This is a genomic window from Roseivirga sp. AWQ4_251, assembly GCF_056158225.1.
This window is the reverse complement of record NZ_JBSWSW010000001.1, coordinates 1,874,587-1,896,271: the sequence shown is the minus strand read 5'-3', so window position 1 is coordinate 1,896,271 and position 21,685 is coordinate 1,874,587. Positions and strand designations below refer to the sequence as shown.

At 39.1% G+C, this 21,685-nt stretch carries 19 protein-coding genes; 16 read left to right on the top strand and 3 right to left on the bottom strand.

Annotated elements, in window-relative coordinates:
* Window positions 1–76 precede the first annotated feature (76 nt).
* From ACXACJ_RS08280 to leuB, 4 genes are all read left to right on the top strand, one after another.
* Complete coding sequence (locus ACXACJ_RS08280; protein ID WP_475133885.1) at window positions 77–1,240, top strand: 2-isopropylmalate synthase; 1,164 nt, start codon at window positions 77–79, stop codon at window positions 1,238–1,240.
* Window positions 1,241–1,244: 4 nt separating this feature from the next.
* Complete coding sequence (gene leuC, locus ACXACJ_RS08275) at window positions 1,245–2,639, top strand: 3-isopropylmalate dehydratase large subunit (protein WP_475133884.1); 1,395 nt, start codon at window positions 1,245–1,247, stop codon at window positions 2,637–2,639.
* A 1-nt stretch (window position 2,640) separates the two neighbouring features.
* Window positions 2,641–3,228 carry a 3-isopropylmalate dehydratase small subunit gene (leuD, locus tag ACXACJ_RS08270; RefSeq protein ID WP_475133883.1) on the top strand — a complete coding sequence of 196 codons (588 nt, stop codon included), beginning with the start codon at window positions 2,641–2,643 and terminating at the stop codon, window positions 3,226–3,228.
* 61 nt (window positions 3,229–3,289) lie between these two features.
* On the top strand, window positions 3,290–4,402 hold the full coding sequence (gene leuB, locus ACXACJ_RS08265; protein WP_475133882.1) for a 3-isopropylmalate dehydrogenase: 1,113 nt from the start codon (window positions 3,290–3,292) through the stop codon (window positions 4,400–4,402).
* Window positions 4,403–4,498: 96 nt separating this feature from the next.
* On the opposite strand, the gene ACXACJ_RS08260 is transcribed toward leuB, so the two are convergent.
* Entirely contained in the window at window positions 4,499–5,686 is a 1,188-nt protein-coding gene (locus ACXACJ_RS08260; protein ID WP_475133881.1) for a redoxin domain-containing protein, read from the bottom strand.
* Window positions 5,687–5,803: 117 nt separating this feature from the next.
* Here ACXACJ_RS08260 and ACXACJ_RS08255 point away from each other — a divergent pair, with 117 nt between their 5' ends.
* From ACXACJ_RS08255 to ACXACJ_RS08235, 5 genes are all read left to right on the top strand, one after another.
* On the top strand, window positions 5,804–7,273 hold the full coding sequence (locus ACXACJ_RS08255; protein ID WP_475133880.1) for a sensor histidine kinase: 1,470 nt from the start codon (window positions 5,804–5,806) through the stop codon (window positions 7,271–7,273).
* Window positions 7,266–7,958 (top strand): response regulator transcription factor, encoded by a 693-nt coding sequence (locus ACXACJ_RS08250; protein ID WP_475133879.1) that lies wholly within the window; start codon window positions 7,266–7,268, stop codon window positions 7,956–7,958. Before ACXACJ_RS08255 ends, ACXACJ_RS08250 begins: the two co-directional genes overlap by 8 nt.
* A gap of 134 nt (window positions 7,959–8,092) precedes the next feature.
* A complete protein-coding gene (locus ACXACJ_RS08245; RefSeq protein WP_475133878.1) occupies window positions 8,093–8,818 on the top strand; it encodes a YebC/PmpR family DNA-binding transcriptional regulator in 726 nt (241 codons plus the stop codon).
* Between the two features lie 167 nt (window positions 8,819–8,985).
* Window positions 8,986–11,739, top strand: coding sequence for a S9 family peptidase (locus ACXACJ_RS08240; RefSeq protein ID WP_475133877.1), 2,754 nt, complete (start codon window positions 8,986–8,988; stop codon window positions 11,737–11,739).
* Between the two features lie 131 nt (window positions 11,740–11,870).
* On the top strand, window positions 11,871–12,278 hold the full coding sequence (locus ACXACJ_RS08235; protein WP_475133875.1) for a hypothetical protein: 408 nt from the start codon (window positions 11,871–11,873) through the stop codon (window positions 12,276–12,278).
* Between the two features lie 64 nt (window positions 12,279–12,342).
* On the opposite strand, the gene ACXACJ_RS08230 is transcribed toward ACXACJ_RS08235, so the two are convergent.
* Window positions 12,343–12,855 (bottom strand): TlpA family protein disulfide reductase, encoded by a 513-nt coding sequence (locus ACXACJ_RS08230; RefSeq protein WP_475133874.1) that lies wholly within the window; start codon window positions 12,853–12,855, stop codon window positions 12,343–12,345.
* A gap of 208 nt (window positions 12,856–13,063) precedes the next feature.
* On the opposite strand from ACXACJ_RS08230, the gene ACXACJ_RS08225 reads away from it, so the two are divergent.
* From ACXACJ_RS08225 to ACXACJ_RS08205, 5 genes are all read left to right on the top strand, one after another.
* A complete protein-coding gene (locus ACXACJ_RS08225) occupies window positions 13,064–14,101 on the top strand; it encodes a sensor histidine kinase (protein ID WP_475133873.1) in 1,038 nt (345 codons plus the stop codon).
* Complete coding sequence (locus ACXACJ_RS08220) at window positions 14,098–14,808, top strand: LytR/AlgR family response regulator transcription factor (RefSeq protein WP_475133872.1); 711 nt, start codon at window positions 14,098–14,100, stop codon at window positions 14,806–14,808. Before ACXACJ_RS08225 ends, ACXACJ_RS08220 begins: the two co-directional genes overlap by 4 nt.
* A gap of 58 nt (window positions 14,809–14,866) precedes the next feature.
* On the top strand, window positions 14,867–15,139 hold the full coding sequence (locus ACXACJ_RS08215; protein ID WP_475133871.1) for a MoaD/ThiS family protein: 273 nt from the start codon (window positions 14,867–14,869) through the stop codon (window positions 15,137–15,139).
* Window positions 15,140–15,206: 67 nt separating this feature from the next.
* Window positions 15,207–16,298 carry a WD40/YVTN/BNR-like repeat-containing protein gene (locus tag ACXACJ_RS08210; protein WP_475133870.1) on the top strand — a complete coding sequence of 364 codons (1,092 nt, stop codon included), beginning with the start codon at window positions 15,207–15,209 and terminating at the stop codon, window positions 16,296–16,298.
* A 224-nt stretch (window positions 16,299–16,522) separates the two neighbouring features.
* Window positions 16,523–18,250 carry a DEAD/DEAH box helicase gene (locus ACXACJ_RS08205; protein ID WP_475133869.1) on the top strand — a complete coding sequence of 576 codons (1,728 nt, stop codon included), beginning with the start codon at window positions 16,523–16,525 and terminating at the stop codon, window positions 18,248–18,250.
* Window positions 18,251–18,297: 47 nt separating this feature from the next.
* On the opposite strand, the gene ACXACJ_RS08200 is transcribed toward ACXACJ_RS08205, so the two are convergent.
* Entirely contained in the window at window positions 18,298–18,846 is a 549-nt protein-coding gene (locus ACXACJ_RS08200) for a hypothetical protein (RefSeq protein WP_475133868.1), read from the bottom strand.
* A 122-nt stretch (window positions 18,847–18,968) separates the two neighbouring features.
* Between ACXACJ_RS08200 and nhaC the strand changes: the two genes are divergently transcribed.
* Both nhaC and ACXACJ_RS08190 read left to right on the top strand, forming a co-directional pair.
* Window positions 18,969–20,423 (top strand): Na+/H+ antiporter NhaC, encoded by a 1,455-nt coding sequence (gene nhaC, locus ACXACJ_RS08195; RefSeq protein WP_475133867.1) that lies wholly within the window; start codon window positions 18,969–18,971, stop codon window positions 20,421–20,423.
* Window positions 20,416–21,600 (top strand): trans-sulfuration enzyme family protein, encoded by a 1,185-nt coding sequence (locus ACXACJ_RS08190; RefSeq protein ID WP_475133866.1) that lies wholly within the window; start codon window positions 20,416–20,418, stop codon window positions 21,598–21,600. The genes nhaC and ACXACJ_RS08190 overlap by 8 nt, the downstream gene beginning before the upstream one ends.
* Window positions 21,601–21,685 lie beyond the last annotated feature (85 nt).

Below are 21,685 nucleotides of genomic sequence, written 5' to 3'. Positions count from 1 at the left end.
CCTCACCTTAGGCCAATCATAATTTCAATAAAGAAAGAAGAAGAATTAAAGATTACGCAAAGAGATCAAATAAACAATGGATCAACAAAAAATACAAATCTTCGATACTACCCTTCGGGATGGTGAGCAGGTACCTGGCTGCAAGCTAAACACAAAGGAAAAGCTTGAAGTAGCGGAAAGACTTGAAGCCCTTGGAGTAGACGTAATTGAAGCCGGTTTTCCTATTTCCAGCCCTGGAGATTTCGAATCGGTAGTTGAAATTGCCAAACTGGTGAAAAATGCAACGGTTTGTGGACTGAGCCGCGCTGTTGAAAAAGATATTATTACAGCTGCTGAGGCTGTAAAACTGGCTAAAAGGCCGCGTATTCATACAGGAATTGGCACTTCTGAATCTCATATAAAATATAAGCTGAATAGTACAAGAGAGAAGATTGTAGAAAGAGCAGTTGCGGCTGTTACTTTAGCCAAAAAGTATGTTGAAGATGTTGAGTTCTATGCAGAAGATGCAGGAAGAACTGATAACGAGTTTTTGGCTTACATCTGCGAACAAGCTGTAAAAGCAGGAGCAACCGTGCTTAATATTCCTGATACAACGGGGTATTGCTTGCCTGAAGAATACGGAGCCAAAATCAAATATTTGAGAGAAAATGTAAAAGGGGTAGAGAATGTTACGCTTTCTACTCATTGTCATAATGATTTAGGTTTGGCTACTGCAAACTCTATTGCCGGAGTGATTAACGGAGCTATGCAAGTAGAATGTACCATCAATGGGATAGGAGAGAGAGCTGGAAATACAGCTTTGGAAGAAGTGGTGATGGTGTTGCGCCAACATCCATATTTGACTAAGACAACCAACATTGATACTAAGCAGCTAACAAAAATTTCGCGCTATGTTTCTGAAACCATGAGAGTTCCAGTTCAGCCAAATAAAGCGATTGTTGGAGCCAATGCTTTTGCACATTCATCTGGCATTCACCAAGATGGCGTAATCAAAAGAAGAGATACTTATGAGATCATCGATCCAAGAGATGTGGGTGTAGATGAATCTTCAATTGTACTTACTGCGCGTAGTGGGCGAGCGGCTTTAGCTTATAGAATGAAGAACATTGGTTACGAACTAACCAGAGACGAGTTGGATATTGTTTATGCTAACTTTTTGAAAGTAGCAGACGCAAAGAAAGAGGTGTTGGATGACGATTTGCACGAATTGGCAACCATAAAGCATAAAATGGCGGTATAAGGGTATGGCAAAAACACTTTTCGATAAAGTTTGGGACGCCCATGTGGTGAAACAACTTGAAGGCGGAATCGATGTGCTTTACATAGATAGACACTTGATTCACGAGGTAACCAGTCCGCAGGCTTTTGCTGAATTAGAGAGCAGAGGCCTTCCTCTTTTTAGGAAAGAGAAAATGGTGGCTACGCCTGATCACAACGTACCTACCAAAGACCAGCATTTGCCGATTAAGGATGCGCTTTCTAAGCATCAGGTAGACACGCTTCTTGCAAATTGCGACAAATTTAATGTAGAACTTTTCGGTCTTGGACACCCTTTTCAAGGGATTGTTCACGTAATAGGGCCTGAATTGGGCATAACATTACCAGGAAGAACTATGGTTTGTGGTGATTCTCACACTTCTACCCACGGAGCTTTTGGAGCCATTGCCTTTGGTATAGGAACCAGCCAAGTAGCACAAGTAATGGCCACTCAGTGTTTGTTGCAAAGCAAGCCAAAAACCATGCGAATCACCATCGATGGTGAATTGAATAAGGGCGTTTTGGCCAAAGATATTATCCTCTACATCATTGCGAAGTTAACCGCTGCAGGCGGAACTGGTTATTTTGTTGAATATGCAGGTTCAGCTATTCGTTCGCTTTCAATGGAAGCCCGAATGACCATTTGTAATATGAGTATTGAAATGGGAGCAAGGGGTGGAATGATTGCGCCTGACGAAACCACTTTCGAATACATCAAAGGAAGAGAATTTGCTCCTAAGGGCGAAGATTTCGAAAAGGCGGTTGACTATTGGAAAACCCTTTATTCTGAAGATGACGCTACTTTTGATTTAGAATATACCTACGAAGCTTCTGATATTGAACCTATGATTACCTACGGAACCAATCCAGGTATGGGAATCAAAATCAAGGGCAATATTCCTGAAAAATCACTATCTGCGAGTGGAGATAGCTTTGCCAAATCTTTGAAATACATGGGCTTTGAAGCAGGAGAAAGCTTGCTTGGCAAACCAATCGACTATGTTTTCATTGGTAGCTGCACCAACTCTAGAATTGAAGACTTGCGCATTGTAGCCGACTATGTAAAGGGCAAAAGAAAGGCAGAGAATGTAAACGCTATGATTGTGCCTGGCTCTAAGCAGGTTGAAAAACAGGCAATTGCAGAAGGCCTTGATGTAATTTTAAAAGAAGCCGGTTTTGAGCTTCGTGAACCTGGTTGTTCCGCTTGCTTAGGCATGAATGAAGACAAAGTACCTGCTGGTGCTTATTGTGTGTCAACTTCTAACAGGAATTTTGAAGGAAGGCAAGGCCCTGGAGCTAGAACATTATTAGCGAGTCCTTTGGTGGCTGCTATTACTGCAGTGGAAGGTAAAATTGTAGACATTACTGATTATTTGAATTGAGATGGAGAAGTTTGAAAAAGTAAAAAGTACGGCAGTGCCTTTAGCGATAGAAGATATCGATACCGATCAGATCATTCCAGCTCGTTTTTTGAAGGCTACTTCTCGCGAAGGTTTCGGAGATAATCTTTTCAGAGACTGGAGATACAATGCTGATAATTCGCCCAAACCAGATTTCGTTTTAAACGACAATACATTCTCAGGTTCTGTGTTGGTAGCGGGTAAAAACTTTGGCTGTGGTTCTTCCAGAGAGCACGCGGCTTGGGCACTTTACGATTATGGCTTTAGGGTAGTTGTATCGAGCTTCTTTGCCGATATTTTTAAAGGAAATGCCCTTAATAATGGTCTATTGCCTGTTCAGGTTAGTGAACCTTTCTTGCAAGAACTTCTTGAAACCGTTAAGCAGAACCCGGAGACTGAAGTAACTGTGGATTTGGTCGATCAACAGATCACTTTTAATGGTAAATCAGAAGAGTTTGAAGTGAATGCTTATAAGAAGGAGTGCCTGATTAATGGCTATGACGATATCGATTATTTAGTAAGTATAAAAGAAGAAATTGAGGCCTTTGAGGCCAACGCTATAACCATATAATTGCCTGATTATAAAACCATTTGTGTTTTAAAGGCTTGTTAATAAAACGAAATAGTAAGAAATGGGAGTTACCAAAAAAATAGGATTGCTTCCTGGCGATGGAATTGGGCCGGAAGTAGTAGCGGAAGGAAAGAAAGTATTAGACGCCATTGCTCAGAAATACAATCACAAATTTGAGTATAAAGAAGCCTTGGTTGGTGCTGTGGCTATTGATAAAACAGGAAATCCTTTACCCGATGAAACATTGGAAGTTTGCGAAAATTCCGATGCGTTTTTATTCGGAGCCATCGGTGATCCAAAATATGACAATGATCCTTCGGCCAAAGTTCGTCCAGAACAAGGGCTGTTAAAGTTGAGAAAATCGCTGGGTTTATTCGCTAATATTCGTCCGGTTACGGCATATGAAAGTCTTTTGCATATGTCTCCGCTAAAAACGGAAAAGATTTCAGGGGTTGACTTTGTAGTTTACAGAGAGCTTACTGGCGGAATTTACTTTGGCGAAAAAGGTAGAACTGAAGATACAGCTTACGATAACTGCACCTATTCTTATGAAGAAATTGAGCGTATTGCACATTTAGCATTCAAAGCGGCTCAAAACAGAAAAGGTAAGCTCACTTTGATTGATAAGGCCAATGTTCTAGAAACATCTAGGCTTTGGAGAGAAAAAGTAACCGCAATGGCTAAGGAATATCCTGACGTTCAATTGGATGCTATGTTTGTAGATAATGCAGCTATGCAATTGATTCAGAATCCAAAGCAATTCGATGTGATTCTTACGGAGAATATGTTTGGCGATATCATTTCCGATGAAGCTTCTGTAATTGGTGGTTCTTTGGGCTTATTGCCTTCAGCTTCTGTAGGTAATAAATCAGCCATGTTTGAACCTATTCATGGTTCTTACCCTCAGGCAGCTGGTAAAAATATTGCTAATCCAATTGCCACCATTCTTTCCGTGGCTATGCTTTTAGATCATTTAGATATGATTGACGAAGCCATTGATGTTCGTCAAGCTGTTAAATCTTCGTTGAGAAATGGAGTGGTGACAGAAGATTTGGCGAAAGAACACGGTTATGGAACTGACAGAGTGGGAGATTTTATTGCGCACCACATTTTAGATGGAGAAGAGTCTGGCTCACAGTCCAATATAGAATTGGGCTTGAGTACTATAATATAAATTCCGCTTATATTTTGTTTAATTATGGTTAGAGCAACCTGCCCCTTAAAGGGCAGGTTGTTCGTTTTTATAGTTTTCCGAAAGGTGATTCTAGGCTTATTTGCTGCCAATTCTAAGTACTTCGATCTTTCGTTTTCCCTTATAAACTTTCAAACCAATAGCTTTAAGTTGGGCTTGAAAATCCCCCTTTTTCTCTGGAGAATACTTTAGGTCAAATTGATAAAAGCCTTGAATATTGGTTTCGTTAACTACCGGAAAACCTACAATACCATGATTTTCGAGATATTTTCTGAAGTCATCCAAGCTGGCTCCTTCACTTTTAAATTCATCTCCTCTGGCCGAAAAATGAGCCTGTTTTTTCGCTTGAGGTAGATTGAAAATGGTTGAATCCGCCCTTTCAAGAATTACGACATCCATTTCGACTGAATCTAAATACACATTGTAATCCAAAGCATTTTCTAACTCCTTCTGCATGATTTGATGAATTTCTCCAGTGTCCTTAGGCGCAATGATGATGTCCAACATAAATCTGTTTTTCGGGTCATTGTAATCGAACTGAGATTCGTCTATGTCATAAATTTGTCGGTAGGAGCTGATTTGAAAGGCTTCTCTGTACATACCAGGCACCGTGGTGTTTAGCATACTAATCCTTCGATCCTTAAAAATCCCTTTTTGATACAAAACAGTAAAGCTTGGTACATCTGGATTGCCCGGCTGAATCACAAAGTATTCTGTTGTGGTGGTATCGCGTTGAAAATAGTCACTGTACATATCAAATTCAGTGTTTTCGGATTTTAGGGGTAAATCAATTTCTTCTCCATTAATAACTTTTTCAATGACTTTATGCGTAAGATTTTCAGGTCGGGTAATGGCGACAACTTTTCCCGTTTTATCTATTAGAACAGTGTGAGGAATGATTCTATGCGGAAAAGCTGAAGCAAATTCTTCGTTTTTATCTATACCTAAGCTAAAGTTTTGAGGGCGGTTTTTTGAGAATCTTTCGATGCGTTCTTTAGTTTCATGACTAAGCGCTAAAACCTTTAGGTCGTCTTTATATTGCTGTTGAAGTGAATCAAGATGGGGCATACCTACTATGCAGGCTCCACACCAAGTTGCCCAAAAATCGATTAGAATGACTTTGTTCTCGAAATCGGCCAATTCTGTTTCGGTTCCATTCACCAATTCAAAATTCAGATTTGAAATTTGATCTCCGATTTTGAGTTCTTGTGCCGAAAGTCTAAAAGTGTAAATCAGTAAGATTAATGCAATGTATTTCCGTTTCATCTTTTTAATTCGAAATTAGATTCTATCAATCCAATGAATAGTTAATTCCATTCTTAAGAAGTGTAAATGTTTGTTAATGGGGTTTTTAGATCGCTTAAAGCCACATACTTTTGATTTATGATGAAGCGACAGAAAGGAACAAATTTCTATATATCGGCTGCTCTGATTTCACTGGTTTTACTTCTGATTTATTACAGTTATAGAGAATACAGGCTGCGAGCTTTAGAGTTTGAAAACCAAGCTAATTTGGCTTTTCAGCTTGCAATAGATAAATCCGAAGCGGATAGGAAACAGCGTGTAAAGGAGTTATGGCTGAAGGATATGGAAGATCCCAATTTGGTAAAAGTAAAGTCTGAGGGTGATGAGACGGGTGGGCTTAGAATCAGTATAATTAATCCTAAGACCAACGAAAAGGAGCTTACATTCCATTTAATGGATATAAAAAATCCTGATACAGTTTCTGCCGACTACATCAGAAAACAACTCAAAGAACTTTTGATTTCTATGGGAGGAGATTATGTCTTTTTTCAGGATACGCTCAATGCACGTTTTCAGGTTTATCAAGATACAGTTCGAACAAGTGAAGAAGAGTTGAAACGGAATTTTGAAGATCAGCTTTCTGCTTTTGGAATTACTTCTGATTTCGAGGTCTATTTTTCCTCAGATAGTGTTTCTACTATTGAAAGCACTGCAAATTCAATTTCGATTGAAACCATCAAAATGAACAAAGAAGATTGGAGCCCTTATGCTTATGCTTATGCTTCATTTTTCAGCCCCAAATGGGAGATTTTTGATGACATAAAACTGATTCTAATCATCAATTTTTTCGTGCTGTTATTCATCATATTGGTATTCTGGCAAATGTTGAAAATCATAAAAAAGCAAAGGCAACTTGTTCAATTGAAAGACGATTTTATCGATAATGTCACACATGAATTATTGACTCCTGTTTCTACATTAACGGTTGGTATAGAAAGCTTAGAAAACTATTTGGAGCAGGGCCAAACCGAGAAGGTTCGCACTTATGTTGCAATTGCAAAACAAGAAGTTTCCCGTATTTCCAATTTAGTAAAAGGAGTGCTTCAGTCTAGCATGGCTTATCAAGGGCAAGTCAAATTGAAAATTGAAGCTTTCGAATTATTGCCAATTCTAGAATCCGTACGCCACTATCATCTGCAAAAATCAACTTCAGCATTGAGTATTACTTTAAAGTGCCCAGAAAATTTGAAGGTGTGCTTAGACAAGCAGCACATTGTGAATGTATTTCACAACCTGATAGACAATGCTTTAAAATACGGAAATGCAAATGAAACTCGAATTGAAATTGAAGCCAAAATGGATGACAAGAACTTAGAAATTTCTATTCGGGATAACGGAAATGGCATTCCAGAAAGTGATTCAGAACGTATTTTCGAGAAGTTTCATAGAGTGAGTCAAAACGATGTTCATAATGTGAAAGGGCTGGGGATTGGGCTATATTATGTGAAAACCATTTTGCAAAGAATGAATGGTAGTATAGTTTTATCTCAATCGTCTTCCGAAGGAAGCACATTCAAAATTTCCATAGATTCAACCAAGAATGCATAACACTAAGATTTTACTGGTGGAAGACGAACCTTCTTTGGCGATGGTTATAAAGGATAGCCTTCAGGAACACCAATTCGAAGTTGAAGTTGCATCGGATGGAGATGATGCGCTTAAAACCTATCATGCTTTTGAACCGCATTTGGTAATCTTGGACGTTATGATTCCAAAGTTGAATGGTTTCAATGTTTCTAAAACCATTCGAAACTTAGATCGAAAGACCCCAATAATATTTCTATCAGCTAAAATTCAGCCTAAAGATGTTGTAAAAGGTTTTGAGTCAGGTGGTAACGATTATCTCCGCAAGCCTTTCAGCATGGATGAGCTCTTGGTGCGAATCAAAGTCTTGCTTAGTAACTCTGGTTTGCTGGAAGAAGTAGGTAAGGCCGATACTTCATTTTTCGAATTTGGAGGCTTTCTTTTCGACTGCAAGCGTTTGGAACTTAAGTTTGGTGATGATGTGCAAAAACTGACTTCTAAAGAAGCAGATTTGCTCCAGCTATTCTGTGAAAACCAAAATCAGTTGCTTACCAAAAAAGCCATTCTGCATGCCATTTGGGGTGACGATTCCTTTTTCAATTCTCGAACCATGGATGTTTTTATTTCGCGCTTGCGCAAATATCTGAGTGGCGATCCGAGCATTACGATCATCAATGTTAGGGGAGTGGGCTACAAGCTTTTAGTGTAAATCGAAATTAGAATGGCTTCTTCTTTGAAAAAAGAGTGGAGCAGATTGATTGTAAATAGCGAATCTTCTTATTTTTGGCACTTATTTTAAATTTCCTCATTCCAATGGGAATTTAAATACGAACTTCAAAAACTATGGGAAGAGCATTTGAATACCGAAAAGCCGCTAAAATGAAGCGTTGGGACAAGATGTCCCGCATATTTCCAAAACTGGCAAAGGCCATCACTATGGCTGCAAAAGAAGGCGGGGGCGATCCTGTTATGAACTCTGCTTTGCGTACTGCCATCCAAAACGCCAAGGCTGAAAACATGCCAAAGGACAACATTGATGCCGCCATTAAAAGAGCGACTAGCAAAGATGTTGAAGCCTATACTGAGCTTAATTATGAAGGAAAAGGCCCTCACGGTGTTTTGGTATTTGTAGAATGCGCTACCGATAATTCTAACAGAACTGTAGCCAATGTGAAGTCATATTTCAATAAAGCTGGTGGCGGTTTAGTACCGAGTGGTTCTTTGGAATTTATGTTCACTCGCAACGCTGTTTTTGAAATTCCGAAGACCGAGGGCATGGACATTGAAGAAATGGAATTGGAATTTATCGATGCAGGTCTTGAGGAAATCGAAGAGGTGACCAATGAAGAAGAGGAAACCATGATCTACATTTATGGCGACTACACCAATTTCGGTTCTATTCAAAAGGCTTTGGAAGAAGCTGGAGTTGAAGTGAAAAGTTCAAGCCTTAAGCGTTATCCAACGAGCCCGGTAGAATTTACTGACGAGCAAATGGAGGAAATCGAAAAGATGCTTGATAAAATTGAAGAGGATGATGATGTTCAAGCGGTTTACACCAATATCGCTTAATATTTATCTTAAAATATTATTTACAGAGGAAGCTCCAACTATGAAAATGGTTGGAGTTTTTTGTTGGAAGAAATCTCAATTGAAACCATTGCACGGACTTCTACACAATCGGTAAATCATTTTATCAAATAGGTTGTAGATTCATGAATTGAACAAAACTCAACAACATGAATTTACTTTTTCCCTCTTTCAAGAGACTTTCATTTTTCCTCCTTTTCATCTTATCACTCAATATTCAGGCTCAAAATGAAGCACTGAAACATTTGGGCGTTGAAGATTATGGCAAATGGGAAACCCTCGGCTATAGCAGTACTTTTTCTCCCGATGGGAAGTGGTTTTTGTATGACATTCGTAGAAATAACGATAAAAACGAAATTCGCCTCCATAACCTGAATGATAACTCAGTAAAAATTTTGGAAGAAGCCAGCAGAGCCCAGTTTTCTTCTGATAACCATTGGCTAGGCTATTTTATCAACCCAACAGCTGAAGCTCGAAAAAAGAGCAAAAAGCCATTAAGAAGTAAGTTTCGATTGCTCAATCTGACAAATAAAGATAGCCTTACCATTGAAGATGTAAATGCCTTCGCTTTTAGTGATGATGGCCAGTTTTTAACGATGAAACACTATGGTGCTTCGGGAAAGAAAAGTGATGGAGCAGATTTGATCGTTCGGAATTTGAAAATCGGAACGGAATTCAACTTTGGAAATATCTCAGATTTTGAATGGCAGGAAGATGGAAACCTTCTAGCAATGATTATTGATGCTGATGGAAAAGCTGGAAACGGAGTGCAACTTTTTAATGCTGAAACAAACGTTATTCAGGTTCTTGATAGTAAAGAAGCTATCTATACCGGGCTTAATTGGAGAGAGAAAAGTGATGATTTATCCGTTTTTCGTTCTTCAAAAAACAAAGAATATGAGGATAGCACCTACCAAATCCTTGCTTGGAAAAAGTTGAGCACTAAAACGCCTACAGCTTCAGTTTTTGATCAAAGTGCCGATGCCAATTTCCCTTCCGATTTCAGAATCGTAAATAACCGCTCTTTACGTTGGTCTAATGATGGCAATTCGCTGTTCTTTAATATCACAGCTTGGGAGAAAAAACCTGTTAAAAACGATTCTACCAAAAGCGACAAAAAGGATTATCAAGACTTAACCGATGAAGCTCCGGCCTTGCAGATTTGGCATAGCACAGATGTACAGGTTATTCCTGAACAAGAGCAATTGGCCAGAAGAAGGAGTGAGGATCAATTCCTTTCGATTTGGCACATTGACAATAATAAGTTCGTTCGTTTGACCGATGACCTTACAGAATCCGTTCGTGTTCAGTCTGATGCTAAAACCTTATTGGCTTTGGATGCATCACCTTATGAGAAGGAGGCTATGTTCGGCAGAGGAAATGTGGATGTCTACACAGTGAACACCGAAACAGGGGCAAAGAAGAAAATTCTTACTAAGTCCAATTATGTTTCGAGTGTAAGTGCCGATGGTCAATTTGTGCCTTATGTTGACGGTAAAAACTGGTTGGTTTTCAACACTAAAACTGGAGAAGCCAAAAATCTAACGGAAGGCGTTGATGCTTCTTTTGTGAATCTAGATGATGATCATCCCACAGCAGATCGTAGACCATACGGTTTTGTTGCTTGGGAAAAGAAAGGCAAGTCCTTCTTCGTGCATTCAAAATTCGACCTTTACCAGCTTTATGTAGACGGGTCAAAACCCAGAAGAATTACAGACGGAAAAGCAGATCAAATTAGACATCGCTACAGCTATTTGGACTTCGAAGATTACATCGATGAAAAGCAGCCAATGTATGTGAGTTTGTTTGGAACGTGGAGCAAAAAATCTGGCTATGGAAAAGTAACTCCTGGAAAAGCGGTGAAACAGCTTGTTTATGAAGATATGGCCATTGGCCGTTTGAATAAAGCCGAAAATTCCGAGAAATATGCTTTCAGCAAAGAGAGCTTCAGCGATTCTCCAGATTTCTTTTTGGCTTCAGCTGATTTAGCCGATGCCAAACAAATCTCTAATACCAATCCTTTTCAGAAGGAGTACTACTGGGGCAAATCTGAGATTATTGAGTACACCAATGCAAATGGTAAAAAACTTCAGGGTGCACTTTTCTACCCAGCGGATTACCAGCCAGGTAAAAAATATCCAATGATTACGTACATCTATGAACTGCTTTCCGATGGTGTACATTCTTATTCGGCTCCTTCTCAACGAAACTATTACAATCAAACCGTATTCAGTTTGGAGGGTTATTTTGTATTGAAACCAGACATCGTTTTTGATGCTGGAAATCCTGGAATCTCATCTGTAAGAACCATGGAGGCCGCAGTAAAAAAGGTTGTTGATATGGGATTGGTCGATGAGAAAAAAGTAGGTTTGGTTGGCCACTCTTGGGGAGGTTACCAAGCGGGTTATGCCGTTACTCAAACCGATATTTTTGCTGCTAGCGTGGCAGGCGCAGGACTTACCAACCTTACCAGTATGTGGGGTATGATTGCTTGGGCTTTCGGAGGAGCTCCGGAAAGCGAGCATTTTGAGGTAAGTCAAGAGCGTATGATGGTTCCTCCATTTAAGGATGTGGAAAGCTATGTTAGAAATTCTTCAGTTTTCAATATCGAAAAGCTGAATACGCCATTACTCTTTGAAGTTGGAGACGCTGATAAAAATGTAGATTGGCGACAAGGAATAGAATATTATAACGCGGCAAGAAGAGCAAGAAAGCAGTTTGTGCTTTTGGTTTATGCCAATGAAGGTCACGGATTGGCACAGGATAAAAACCGAGCAGATTATCAAATGAGAATTTTAAAATGGTTCGGACATTACCTCAAAGGAGAACCTGCTGCACCATGGATAAATCAAGGTATTCCTTACGAAACTCAAATGAAGAACCTAGAAAACTGGAAGAAATAAGTTCTGAAAAGCTTAATGAAATTAAAATAAAGCACTGAATTTCAGTGCTTTATTTTTTTTTGATGGTTTGTGGTTTCATTTTTGGCACGTTTTTGGAAAAACTACTATCAACAACCAAAAACAAGGTCACTATGAAAAAAACTCTACTCGGTCTATTTGCATTACTTCTACTTTCAAGCTGTGATATAATATATGTAGAAGAGCCAATTGATTCTCGTGACGCGTTCACAGGAAGATATAAGATGGAAGAATACAGCGAAACCTACGATGAAACTACGTTTTACAATTTGAGGGTGAGCAAAGAAAACAATCCGTACAGCAGCGTTGTTTTTTTAGAAAACTTCTACGCAGCCAACATCGATGTAATTGCAGAGGTGTATGGAAATGAATTCAAAATACCAAGTCAAGAAGTGAATGGGTATAGAATTCAAGGCGTGGGCCATATAGAATATGGTGATTTGGTAATGACCTATTCAGTTGAAGATATGTACAGCAACGGTTATGTAGACTTCTGCAATACCGTAGCTTATCGAAGATAAATTGTTGTTTTGAGTTTTGATTGGGGTCGGCTTCCATACGGGAAGCCGGCCTTATCTTTTTTAATCAGTTTGCATTTAAAATATCAACGATTACTTTTTCTATGGTTTCCTCTGGTTTTAACCTTTCTATAAACCGACCTATTTCTTTTCCATTTCTATATAAAATTAAAGTCGGTACTCTGGTAACCTGATAAGTGTCTTGTTCATTGTTTGGCCCTTGTTTTCTCAGGTCTAGAGCCCATACAGAAAGATTCCTCTCATTAAAACCTAAAGCATCTAAGCTCTTATAAATCTTAGGGACATTTCTTTTGCTATCAGGGCACCAAGTAGCCATTAATAGTTTTGCAGAAACTCCTTTCAAACTCGTTTTTTCACTCGGAAGAGTAGGAGAGTATGCATCATATCGTGGATTGAACCATTCGCCATAACTGCTATTTTTCAAGCCTTCTCTATTGATTTCGCCATAAAGAAAGGTTCTGCCATTCACTGTAATTTCTTTATTCAATTCGGGTTCAGGTTGAAAAGTTGAACTGAAAAATCCGGATAGAAGAAGTACGGTGTAAAAAAGTGATTTCATAATTCGTTTGGTTTATGAAATCAAGAAATCATGGAAATTTGTACCGAAATAAGATATTCTACTGAAGACCTATAAAGTAAAACCAACCACTTCTGCAAAGCGATTAAGCGTATTTACTTTTTAACAAGGTCGTTGGTATAAACCAAACTGTCGATAGTCGATATGATATTGTCAGTGCGCCAAACTTCAGTATTTTGGTAAACTTTTTATGGCGGTTTCATCCTTTCAAAAAATCATAACCCATCGTGTCAGCTTGAACATTTTGTTTTGGCTAAGTTATTTCATTTACCCTTTTCTTCGATTTCGCTATACTGGCGAGCACACCATTACTTGGCAGGAAGTGGTTTTTTACATTTTGTTCTATGGAGCGATTTTATATGGAAACACACTCTTTTTGCTTCCTAGGTACTTGAAAAGTAGAAAGTTCAAAGAATATGCCTTGATCATCATTCCTATAGTTTTGGCGGCAGCTTTTGTAGAAAGTTATGTCAACAAGACATTACTGAAAACCTGCAGTTGCGAGGGGCCAAATTCTACTTACGCCATTTATAATTTTATCCATTTGGGCAGTTTGTTGGTGATGTTTGCTGCGGTTCACATGTTCCGAACTTACAATTTAAGCCTGAGAGCCTACGAAAAGTCTGAAAATCAAAGGCTCGAAACCGAACTCAAGTTTTTAAAGTCGCAGGTTAATCCTCATTTGTTATTCAACAGCCTCAACAGCATTTATGCTTATGCTCTAGAAAATTCTACACAGGTGCCTGGCATGGTAGTGAAGTTGTCAGAAATTTTAAGGTACATGCTTTATGAATGCGACAAACCCTTTGTAAAGCTGCAAAATGAGATTCAATACATTGAAGATTATATAGCGTTGCAGCAAATGCGATTGGAAGATGTAAATGTTACATTTCAAGTAAATGGGAGCGTAAAACAGCAAGAAATTGCGCCAATGATTTTGATTGCTTTTGTGGAAAATGCTTTCAAATATGCTTCCATTTCCGACAATGAACATCCTCAAATCAATATTCAAATCGACATTCAAGATTCATCTTTAGGTTTCTCCGTAACGAATCCATATAGAGTACAAAATGACCTTGGATATACGATGCCTAGGGAAAATGGAGGTTTGGGTATTAAAAATGCAAAGGCTCTTTTGGGAATCAGCTATCCACAGAAACATGAATTGGAAATTACTGATAGTGAAGGCCTTTTTGCTGTTCATCTGAAACTAAATTTGAGAAAATGAACTGCATAATTATTGAAGATGAAAAGCCCGCTCAGCGTATACTTCAGCAGTTTATTGCTCAGTGTCCTAACTTGAAACTTCAAGGAACGTTTAAAACAGCCATGGAGGCTCAATCAATGTTGAACTCTGGTCAAGTGGATCTTTTATTTCTTGACATCAATCTTCCTTTAATCTCAGGAATTGCTCTTTTGAAGTCCCTTTCCAATCCTCCATTAGTAATTGTTACTACTGCATATTCGGAATTTGCATTGGAGAGTTTTGAGTTAGATGTGGTTGATTACCTGCTAAAGCCATTCGCTTTCGATCGCTTTTTGAAAGCTACAAACAAGGCTTTTCGACTGAAGCAAATTGCACAGAAAACGGAAAGTCCAGTACCTGAATCAACTAGTGAACACCTCATTCTGAATGTGGACAAAATATTGCATAAGGTTTTGCTTTCTGATATTCAATTTGTGGCTTCTGATAAAGATTATGTGCGTTTTGTAACTTCTACCAAAAAGTACATGCTGGTAGGAAGTTTAAAATCTTATGAAGAAAAGTTGAAAGCAAAAGGCTTTGCCAGAATTCACAAGTCCTATTTGGTTAACCTTTCTCAAATTTCAAAAGTGGTGGGTAATACTGTTCAGATTGCCGAAAATGACTTACCGATTGGACGAATGTATCGTTCACAGTTTTTATCGGAATTCACTAATCCTTCAAAAGCTTAAAAATTTCCGTTGTAAGCTCAATTTTGAATTTCTATATTAGAAACACTGAAAACATGAAATGCCAACAATCAAGTTCACATCTAATCTAAAGCGGTTTTATCCAAGTCTTTCAGCCATGGAAGTTCAGGGCAAAACCGTAGCAGAAATTCTGTTAGAAGTAGAGAAAACTCATAATGGTTTGCGAGATTATATAGTGGATGAAAATGGAGCACTGCGTAAGCATGTGAATATTTTTATTGGCAATAACATGGTCAATGATAGGCAAGGGCTAAAGGATGAATTGAGCGAAAAGGACGAGGTGTATATTATGCAGGCCCTTTCTGGCGGTTAGCAGAGTTCATTGATTTTGGGCTGAATTCAAAAATGATAGTCGCAAATCGACTTTTAACAATACACCTATGGCTCAAAACATACTTTTAATGGGAACCAGAAAAGGCTTGGTTACCTATCGACAAAACAACCAGGGCAATTGGGAATATGCTGATACCCAGTTTTTGGGCGTTCCCGTTTCAATTGCTTCTTACGACAAAATTACTGGCACTTATTGGGCTTTATTAGATCATGGCCATTGGGGATGTAAAATTCACAGATCTAAAGATGGAAAGGAATGGGAAGAGCTAGAAGCTCCGAAATATCCTGAAGGGGAAGAAATTAAAGACGGAATCCCTGCCGCAACCAAATTGCTTTGGGCATTTGCCAATGGGGGAGAAGATAGACCGGGAACGATTTACATAGGCACCGAGCCAGGTGGATTATTCAAAAGCACGGACAATGGCAATTCCTTTGAGTTAGTTCGGGGTTTGTGGGATCATTCTTCTCGAAAAACGAATTGGTTTGGCGGAGGTAGAGATCATCCAGGTATTCACTCCATATTGGTTAATCCTAAAAACTCGGATCACATTTATGTAGGAATAAGTTGCGCAGGGGTTTTTGAAACCCTTGACGGAGGTAAAACATGGAATCCTAAAAACCATGGTTTGCAGGCTGAATTTTTACCTGATCCTGCATCGGAAATTGGCCAAGACCCGCATTTGGTCGATTGGTGCAAAGCAAATCCTGATGTAATGTGGCAACAGAATCATTGTGGTATTTACAGAACTGTGGATGGTGGTTCTAATTGGACCGAGATTTCTGAAAAAGAAGGCCCTGCTAATTTTGGCTTTGCAGTGGCTGCCCACGAAACAGATCCAGAAGTAGCTTGGGTTGTTCCCGGAATTAGCGATGTAATGCGCGTGGCTGTAAATCAATCATTATGCGTGTCAAGAACTGAAGATGGCGGAAAAACTTGGAAAGCTCTGCGAGAAGGGCTACCACAAAACACAGCTTTCGATATTACTTATAGACATGCTTTAGATGTTATGGGAGAAACGCTCGCTTTCGGTACAACAACGGGAAATGCCTACCTTTCACACAACAATGGCGATAGCTGGATAACGTTAAACTCAAACCTTCCCATGGTTCACAGTGTAGCATTTGCTCAAGTTGAATAGTGAATATCTAACTCAATATTTAAAAGAAAATTGAATTTTAGAAAGGCCATCTGAATCTATAAAAGGTGGCCTTAATTTTTTCATCAATTGCCTTTGCTGCCACCTGCATGGCAGGAATGCCTTAATTTCTACTTCAAATTTATCCTACCGAGCTAATTTCTAATTAATTAGCCCAGTTTCCGAACTTATTCAACTACCTTTGCGGCTCATTTAACATTTATTGATTGAATAATTTCAGCAAACTAGGACTTTCCCAATCTATTATTGAAGTCCTTGATCAAATTGGGTTCGAAAACCCAACACCAGTACAATCCCAAGCCATTCCGATGTTGTTGAGCAATGACCCAACAGACTTTATTGGATTGGCTCAAACCGGTACGGGTAAAACCGCAGCCTTTGGTCTTCCATTGATCGATTTAATCGATTTGGACGACCCATCTACTCAAGCTATTGTAATGGCGCCAACACGTGAATTGGGCCAACAAACTGGACAACAGCTTGTAAGCTTTTCACAGAATAATAAATCACTTAATGTAGAAGTTGTGTATGGAGGTGCTCCGATTACTTCTCAAATCAGAGCGTTAAAAAGACCAACTCAAATTATAGTAGCAACGCCAGGCCGTTTGATCGATTTGATCAATCGTAAGGCGGTAAACCTTGAGCAAGTTCGTTATGTAGTGCTCGATGAAGCCGATGAAATGTTAAACATGGGCTTCAAAGATGATATCGATGAGATTCTATCTTACACTTCTGGTGAAAGGGTAACTTGGTTGTTTTCAGCCACTATGCCTGCAGAAATAAGAAGGATTGTGAACAAATACATGAACAATCCTTTAGAAGTAGCTGTAAATACCGAACAGAAGAGTAATAAGGACATTTCTCACAAATTCGTTATTACGAAATCTTCCAATAAAATAGCTGCCATTAAGCGTTTCTTGGATATTCAACCAGATATGCGTGGTATCATGTTCTGTAGAACTAAGCGCGAAACGCAAGAGATTGCCGACCAGTTAGGCGATTTGGGTTATGGAGTAGAAGCTTTGCATGGTGACCTTTCTCAAGCGCAAAGAGAGGCCGTAATGAAGCGTTTCAAAACACGTTCAATGCAGCTTTTAATTGCCACTGATGTAGCAGCTCGCGGTATCGATGTGAACGACTTGACGCACGTACTTCACCATAGTTTCCCTGATCAATTAGAGAGCTATACTCATAGAAGTGGTAGAACGGGAAGAGCAGGTAAAAAAGGAGTTTCACTTATCTTCATAAATCCGCGTGAGGGTCGAAAAATCACCGACTTGGAAAGAAGAATAAAGGTGAAATTCGAAAAGATTGAAGTGCCAACGCTTGAAGAATTGAAATCTAGCAGAATCAACAACTGGGCAAACCTAATTGTAGGTACCAAAGTTGACGATCAGGCTGAAGATATTTTGACTGAGTTGAAAGCTAAGTTCGATCATTTAAGTAAAGAAGATTTACTTAAAAGATTGATTACTACGCAATTGGATCATATCATGACACCTCAAGATGAAGAGGCTGATTTGAATGAAACTCACGGTGGAGCAAGAAGAGATAAGAGCGGTTTCAATCGCTATTTTATCAATGTAGGTTCTATCGATGGCATGACCAATGCCGATTTGATTCACTTCTTATCTGATGTTTCAGGAATCAATCGCAAATTCTTTGGAGATTTGTCGCTGCAAAAGAACTGCTCTTACTTTGATGTTGACAATGGTAAAGATGATGGCTTAAGCGATAGCTTTAAAGGTGTTGAGATTGAAGGCAGAAGCATCCGTGTAAACAGAGATGATGAAGGGCGTCCTAAAAGTAGAAGAAGAGATGGCGATTCTTTCTCTAAACCAAAATCAAACTTTGGTCCTAAAGGAGGAGGTCATTCTAGAGGCAAGCGTCCAGATAGAGATAAGGGAGGCAGAGCCAAAAGAAGAAGAAGATAATTTTCAGTTATAAAAAACAGAAACCCGTCTCATTGAGTTGGGTTTTTTTATCTCAATTTACCTAATGATAGACTTAATCCTGGTACATAAATGAAACGTTTGGCGTTTGCTACCAGCTGAAGATTAGTTTCTAAAGCCATCCATTTCAGAGGAGAATATCTTAAGTTGGCTTTTGCGGTAACGCCCATTCTAAACGTTCTATCATTAAAGCCCATTGTTGCTTCGCTTAATCCAGGAACCCAGAAACCAGCCGGCCCTCCTTGATAAATAAAGCTGAATTTTTCTGAATTCAACATAGGAATAGATTTCCCAATAGTTATGGCCAATTGCTCGGAAACAATGTTTTCTGAAGTGAATACAGGATCTGGATCTACGAATGAAGTAAAATCAACAGAGAAAACGGTAGCTCGATTTCTAAATGTAAATGCCAAGCCTGAGTTGTGACCTGTTTGTTCCTTATTCGTGTTGTGTAATCCTACTTTAAAAGACATACTGTATTCATGATCCGATTGAGCGTTCAAACTGAATGAAGTAGAAAATCCTAAAACCAAAAAAATGATCAATAGAAGTGAATGGTTTAAACTAGAGTGTTTCATGTTGAGATGGTTTGGGTTTGCATAAAAGTTATAGAATATAACGAATAATTTACATTTTTATTGAGCATTTTGTTTTTCCAATTCTGGACATCTCTGCCTATATTCTAGCGACTTTTTAGACTATGAAAGAGCAGAAAAACGTAGAAGTTAAATTTTATCATGCCGTATTACCTGTAGCCTTTTTATCACTTTTGATAGGTTATGGGCTTATTCTCAGACCGCAATTCCTTGGACAAGAGCCCTTTCCATTAGAAATGGTTTTTCTTATTGCCTCAGTATTTGCCATTGGTCAGCTTTTAATAATGGGTTTTGAATGGGATGATATTTTAAAAGCTATAGTCAAGAAACTAGGAAAGGGATTACCGGCTATTCTCATTTTATTGGCCATTGGTGTAATTATTGGCTCCTGGATTATCAGCGGAACCATACCTATGTTGATTTACTACGGCATTAAAATGATCAACCCCGATTACATTTATGTGCTTTCATTTTTAATCCCCATCATCTTTTCTACACTCACAGGAACGTCTTGGGGTTCAGTAGGAACTATAGGAGTGGTGTTGATAGGAATGGCAGGCGCAGTAAATGCCGACTTAGCCATTACCGCGGGAGCCATTGTGGGGGGAGCTTATTTTGGAGATAAGATTTCGCCCTTGAGCGATACCACAAATTTAGCGGCCATGGCTGCTGAAACGGATTTATACGCCCATATCCGTTCTATGATGAATACCACGATTCCTTCCGCTTTGATTTCCGCGATTATATTTTTTCTAATGGGCTTTATTCAACCCGTTAGTGATGGCGTAGTGGATTCAAACCAAATAGAAACCACTTTGACTGCGATTGAAAGCATGTTCAATTTCAATGTTTTTCTGTTTATTCCACCGCTAATCGTTCTGTTCGGATCTCTCACTAAGAAAGGAACTTTGCCAACACTTTTAGCCTCATCAATGGTAGCGGCAATTTTAGCATTGATTTTCCAGCGTTTCACAATGTTCGATGTAATCAATACACTAAACAAAGGCTTCGATCCTGCCATGGCGCCTTGGGTCGCTTCAGTGCCTGAAAATGTGGCTGTGTTGTTTACTCGTGGTGGTTTATACGAACTGAGTTTTGCGGTCATTCTATCGTTTGTGATTTTTACGTTCGTGGGAGCTATCGATATGATTGAAGCCATGCCACGTTTGGTAAATCGAATTTTTGCTTTTGCGAAAACACGAGCTTCTGTGATAATTTCTTCCTTATTTGCGGCCGGTTTTACCAATGTCACAACTTCTAACCAAAGTGCTACCAGTTTCATAATCGGAGATGCTTTTGGGAAGAAATATGATCAGTACAAAATTCCGAGAAAAGTGCTTTCAAGGTCAATTGAAGATTATGGCACTATGATCGAAAATATTGTGCCTTGGACCACAACGGGTGTGTTTATGGCGGCTACTTTAGGTGTGCCTGTGGAAGACTATTGGCATTGGCAACTGATGACCCTTTGCAATCTGATTATTGCTCCACTATTGGCAATTACAGGAAGGGGCTGTTTTTACCACGAGATTGATTTGAATAAAGAAGTTAATGAATAAGAAAGCGATTTCAGCTGAAACTTTACTTGCTCATGATGAGCAAAGAAACCCTCATGGAGCAGTAGTTCCTCCAATTTTCCAGAACTCTCTTTTCACTTTTGAAAATTGGGATGCTATAGATGAAGCATTCGACACGCGTTTGGACAGCTTTATTTATGCTCGCGGAAAGAATCCAACGGTAAAATTGGTTGAGCAGAAATTGGCTGCATTAGCCGGAGGCGAAAAAGCCCAACTGTTTCCATCGGGAATGGGCGCTATTTCTGCGGCTGTTTTGCACTGTGTAAAATCAGGCGATCATGTAATTGCGATTAAAAACCTTTATGGCCCAGCAAACAACTTTCTCACTTCTTACTTAAAGCCGAAATTCGGTGTAGAAGTCACTTTTGTAGAAGGGAAGGAGCTGTCGGATTTTCAAACGGCTATTCAGGAGAACACCAGTCTTATTTATTTAGAAAGTCCGTCTTCTGCAGTGTTTTCTCTTCAGGATATTCAAGGGGTTTGCGATTTGGCAAAATCGAAGGGAATCAAAACCATCATCGATAATACATGGGCTACACCTATTTTCCAGCGTCCGATTGCTATGGGAATTGATCTGGAAATTCATTCTTGCTCCAAATACATTGGAGGCCATAGCGATGTGGTGGCAGGTGTGGTAATTGGTAAGGCTGAGGAGATTGATTCTATTTCGCTGAAGGAATATGAATGGATCGGGGCTAAAATGGCTCCATTTGAAGCTTGGTTGCTCTTGAGAAGTTTAAGGACGCTGCCAGTTCGCATGAAACAGCACCAAGAAAATGCACATGCAGTGGCCGAATTTTTAGAGAATCATCCTAAAATCGAACTGCTGAGATATCCAGGATCAAAGACCTTTGATCAAAAGGATTTGGCTCAAAAGCAAATGTCTGGCTTAACAGGTTTGATGAGTTTTAGAGTGCAGTCTGATGATTTGAACAAAGTGAAGGCTTTCGTAAATAATCTCAATCTCTTTCAATTGGGTGTAAGTTGGGGTGGACATGAAAGTCTGATTTATGCTCCTGCCATCAGCTATTTAAAAGAGCTAAGCCCTGAACAGTTTAAAGGAATGGGTATTTCACTGGGAGATATGCGCATTTCTGTAGGGTTAGAAAACAAAGCTGATCTAATTGCTGATCTTGAAAATGCATTGGAATTGGTTTAAAGTTGTTTTTCTCTGCTGAAAATCTAGTTTTTCAGTTTGTCACATAAGCCTGTATACTTCTTTCAATTTTTAATAAATTGGAAAT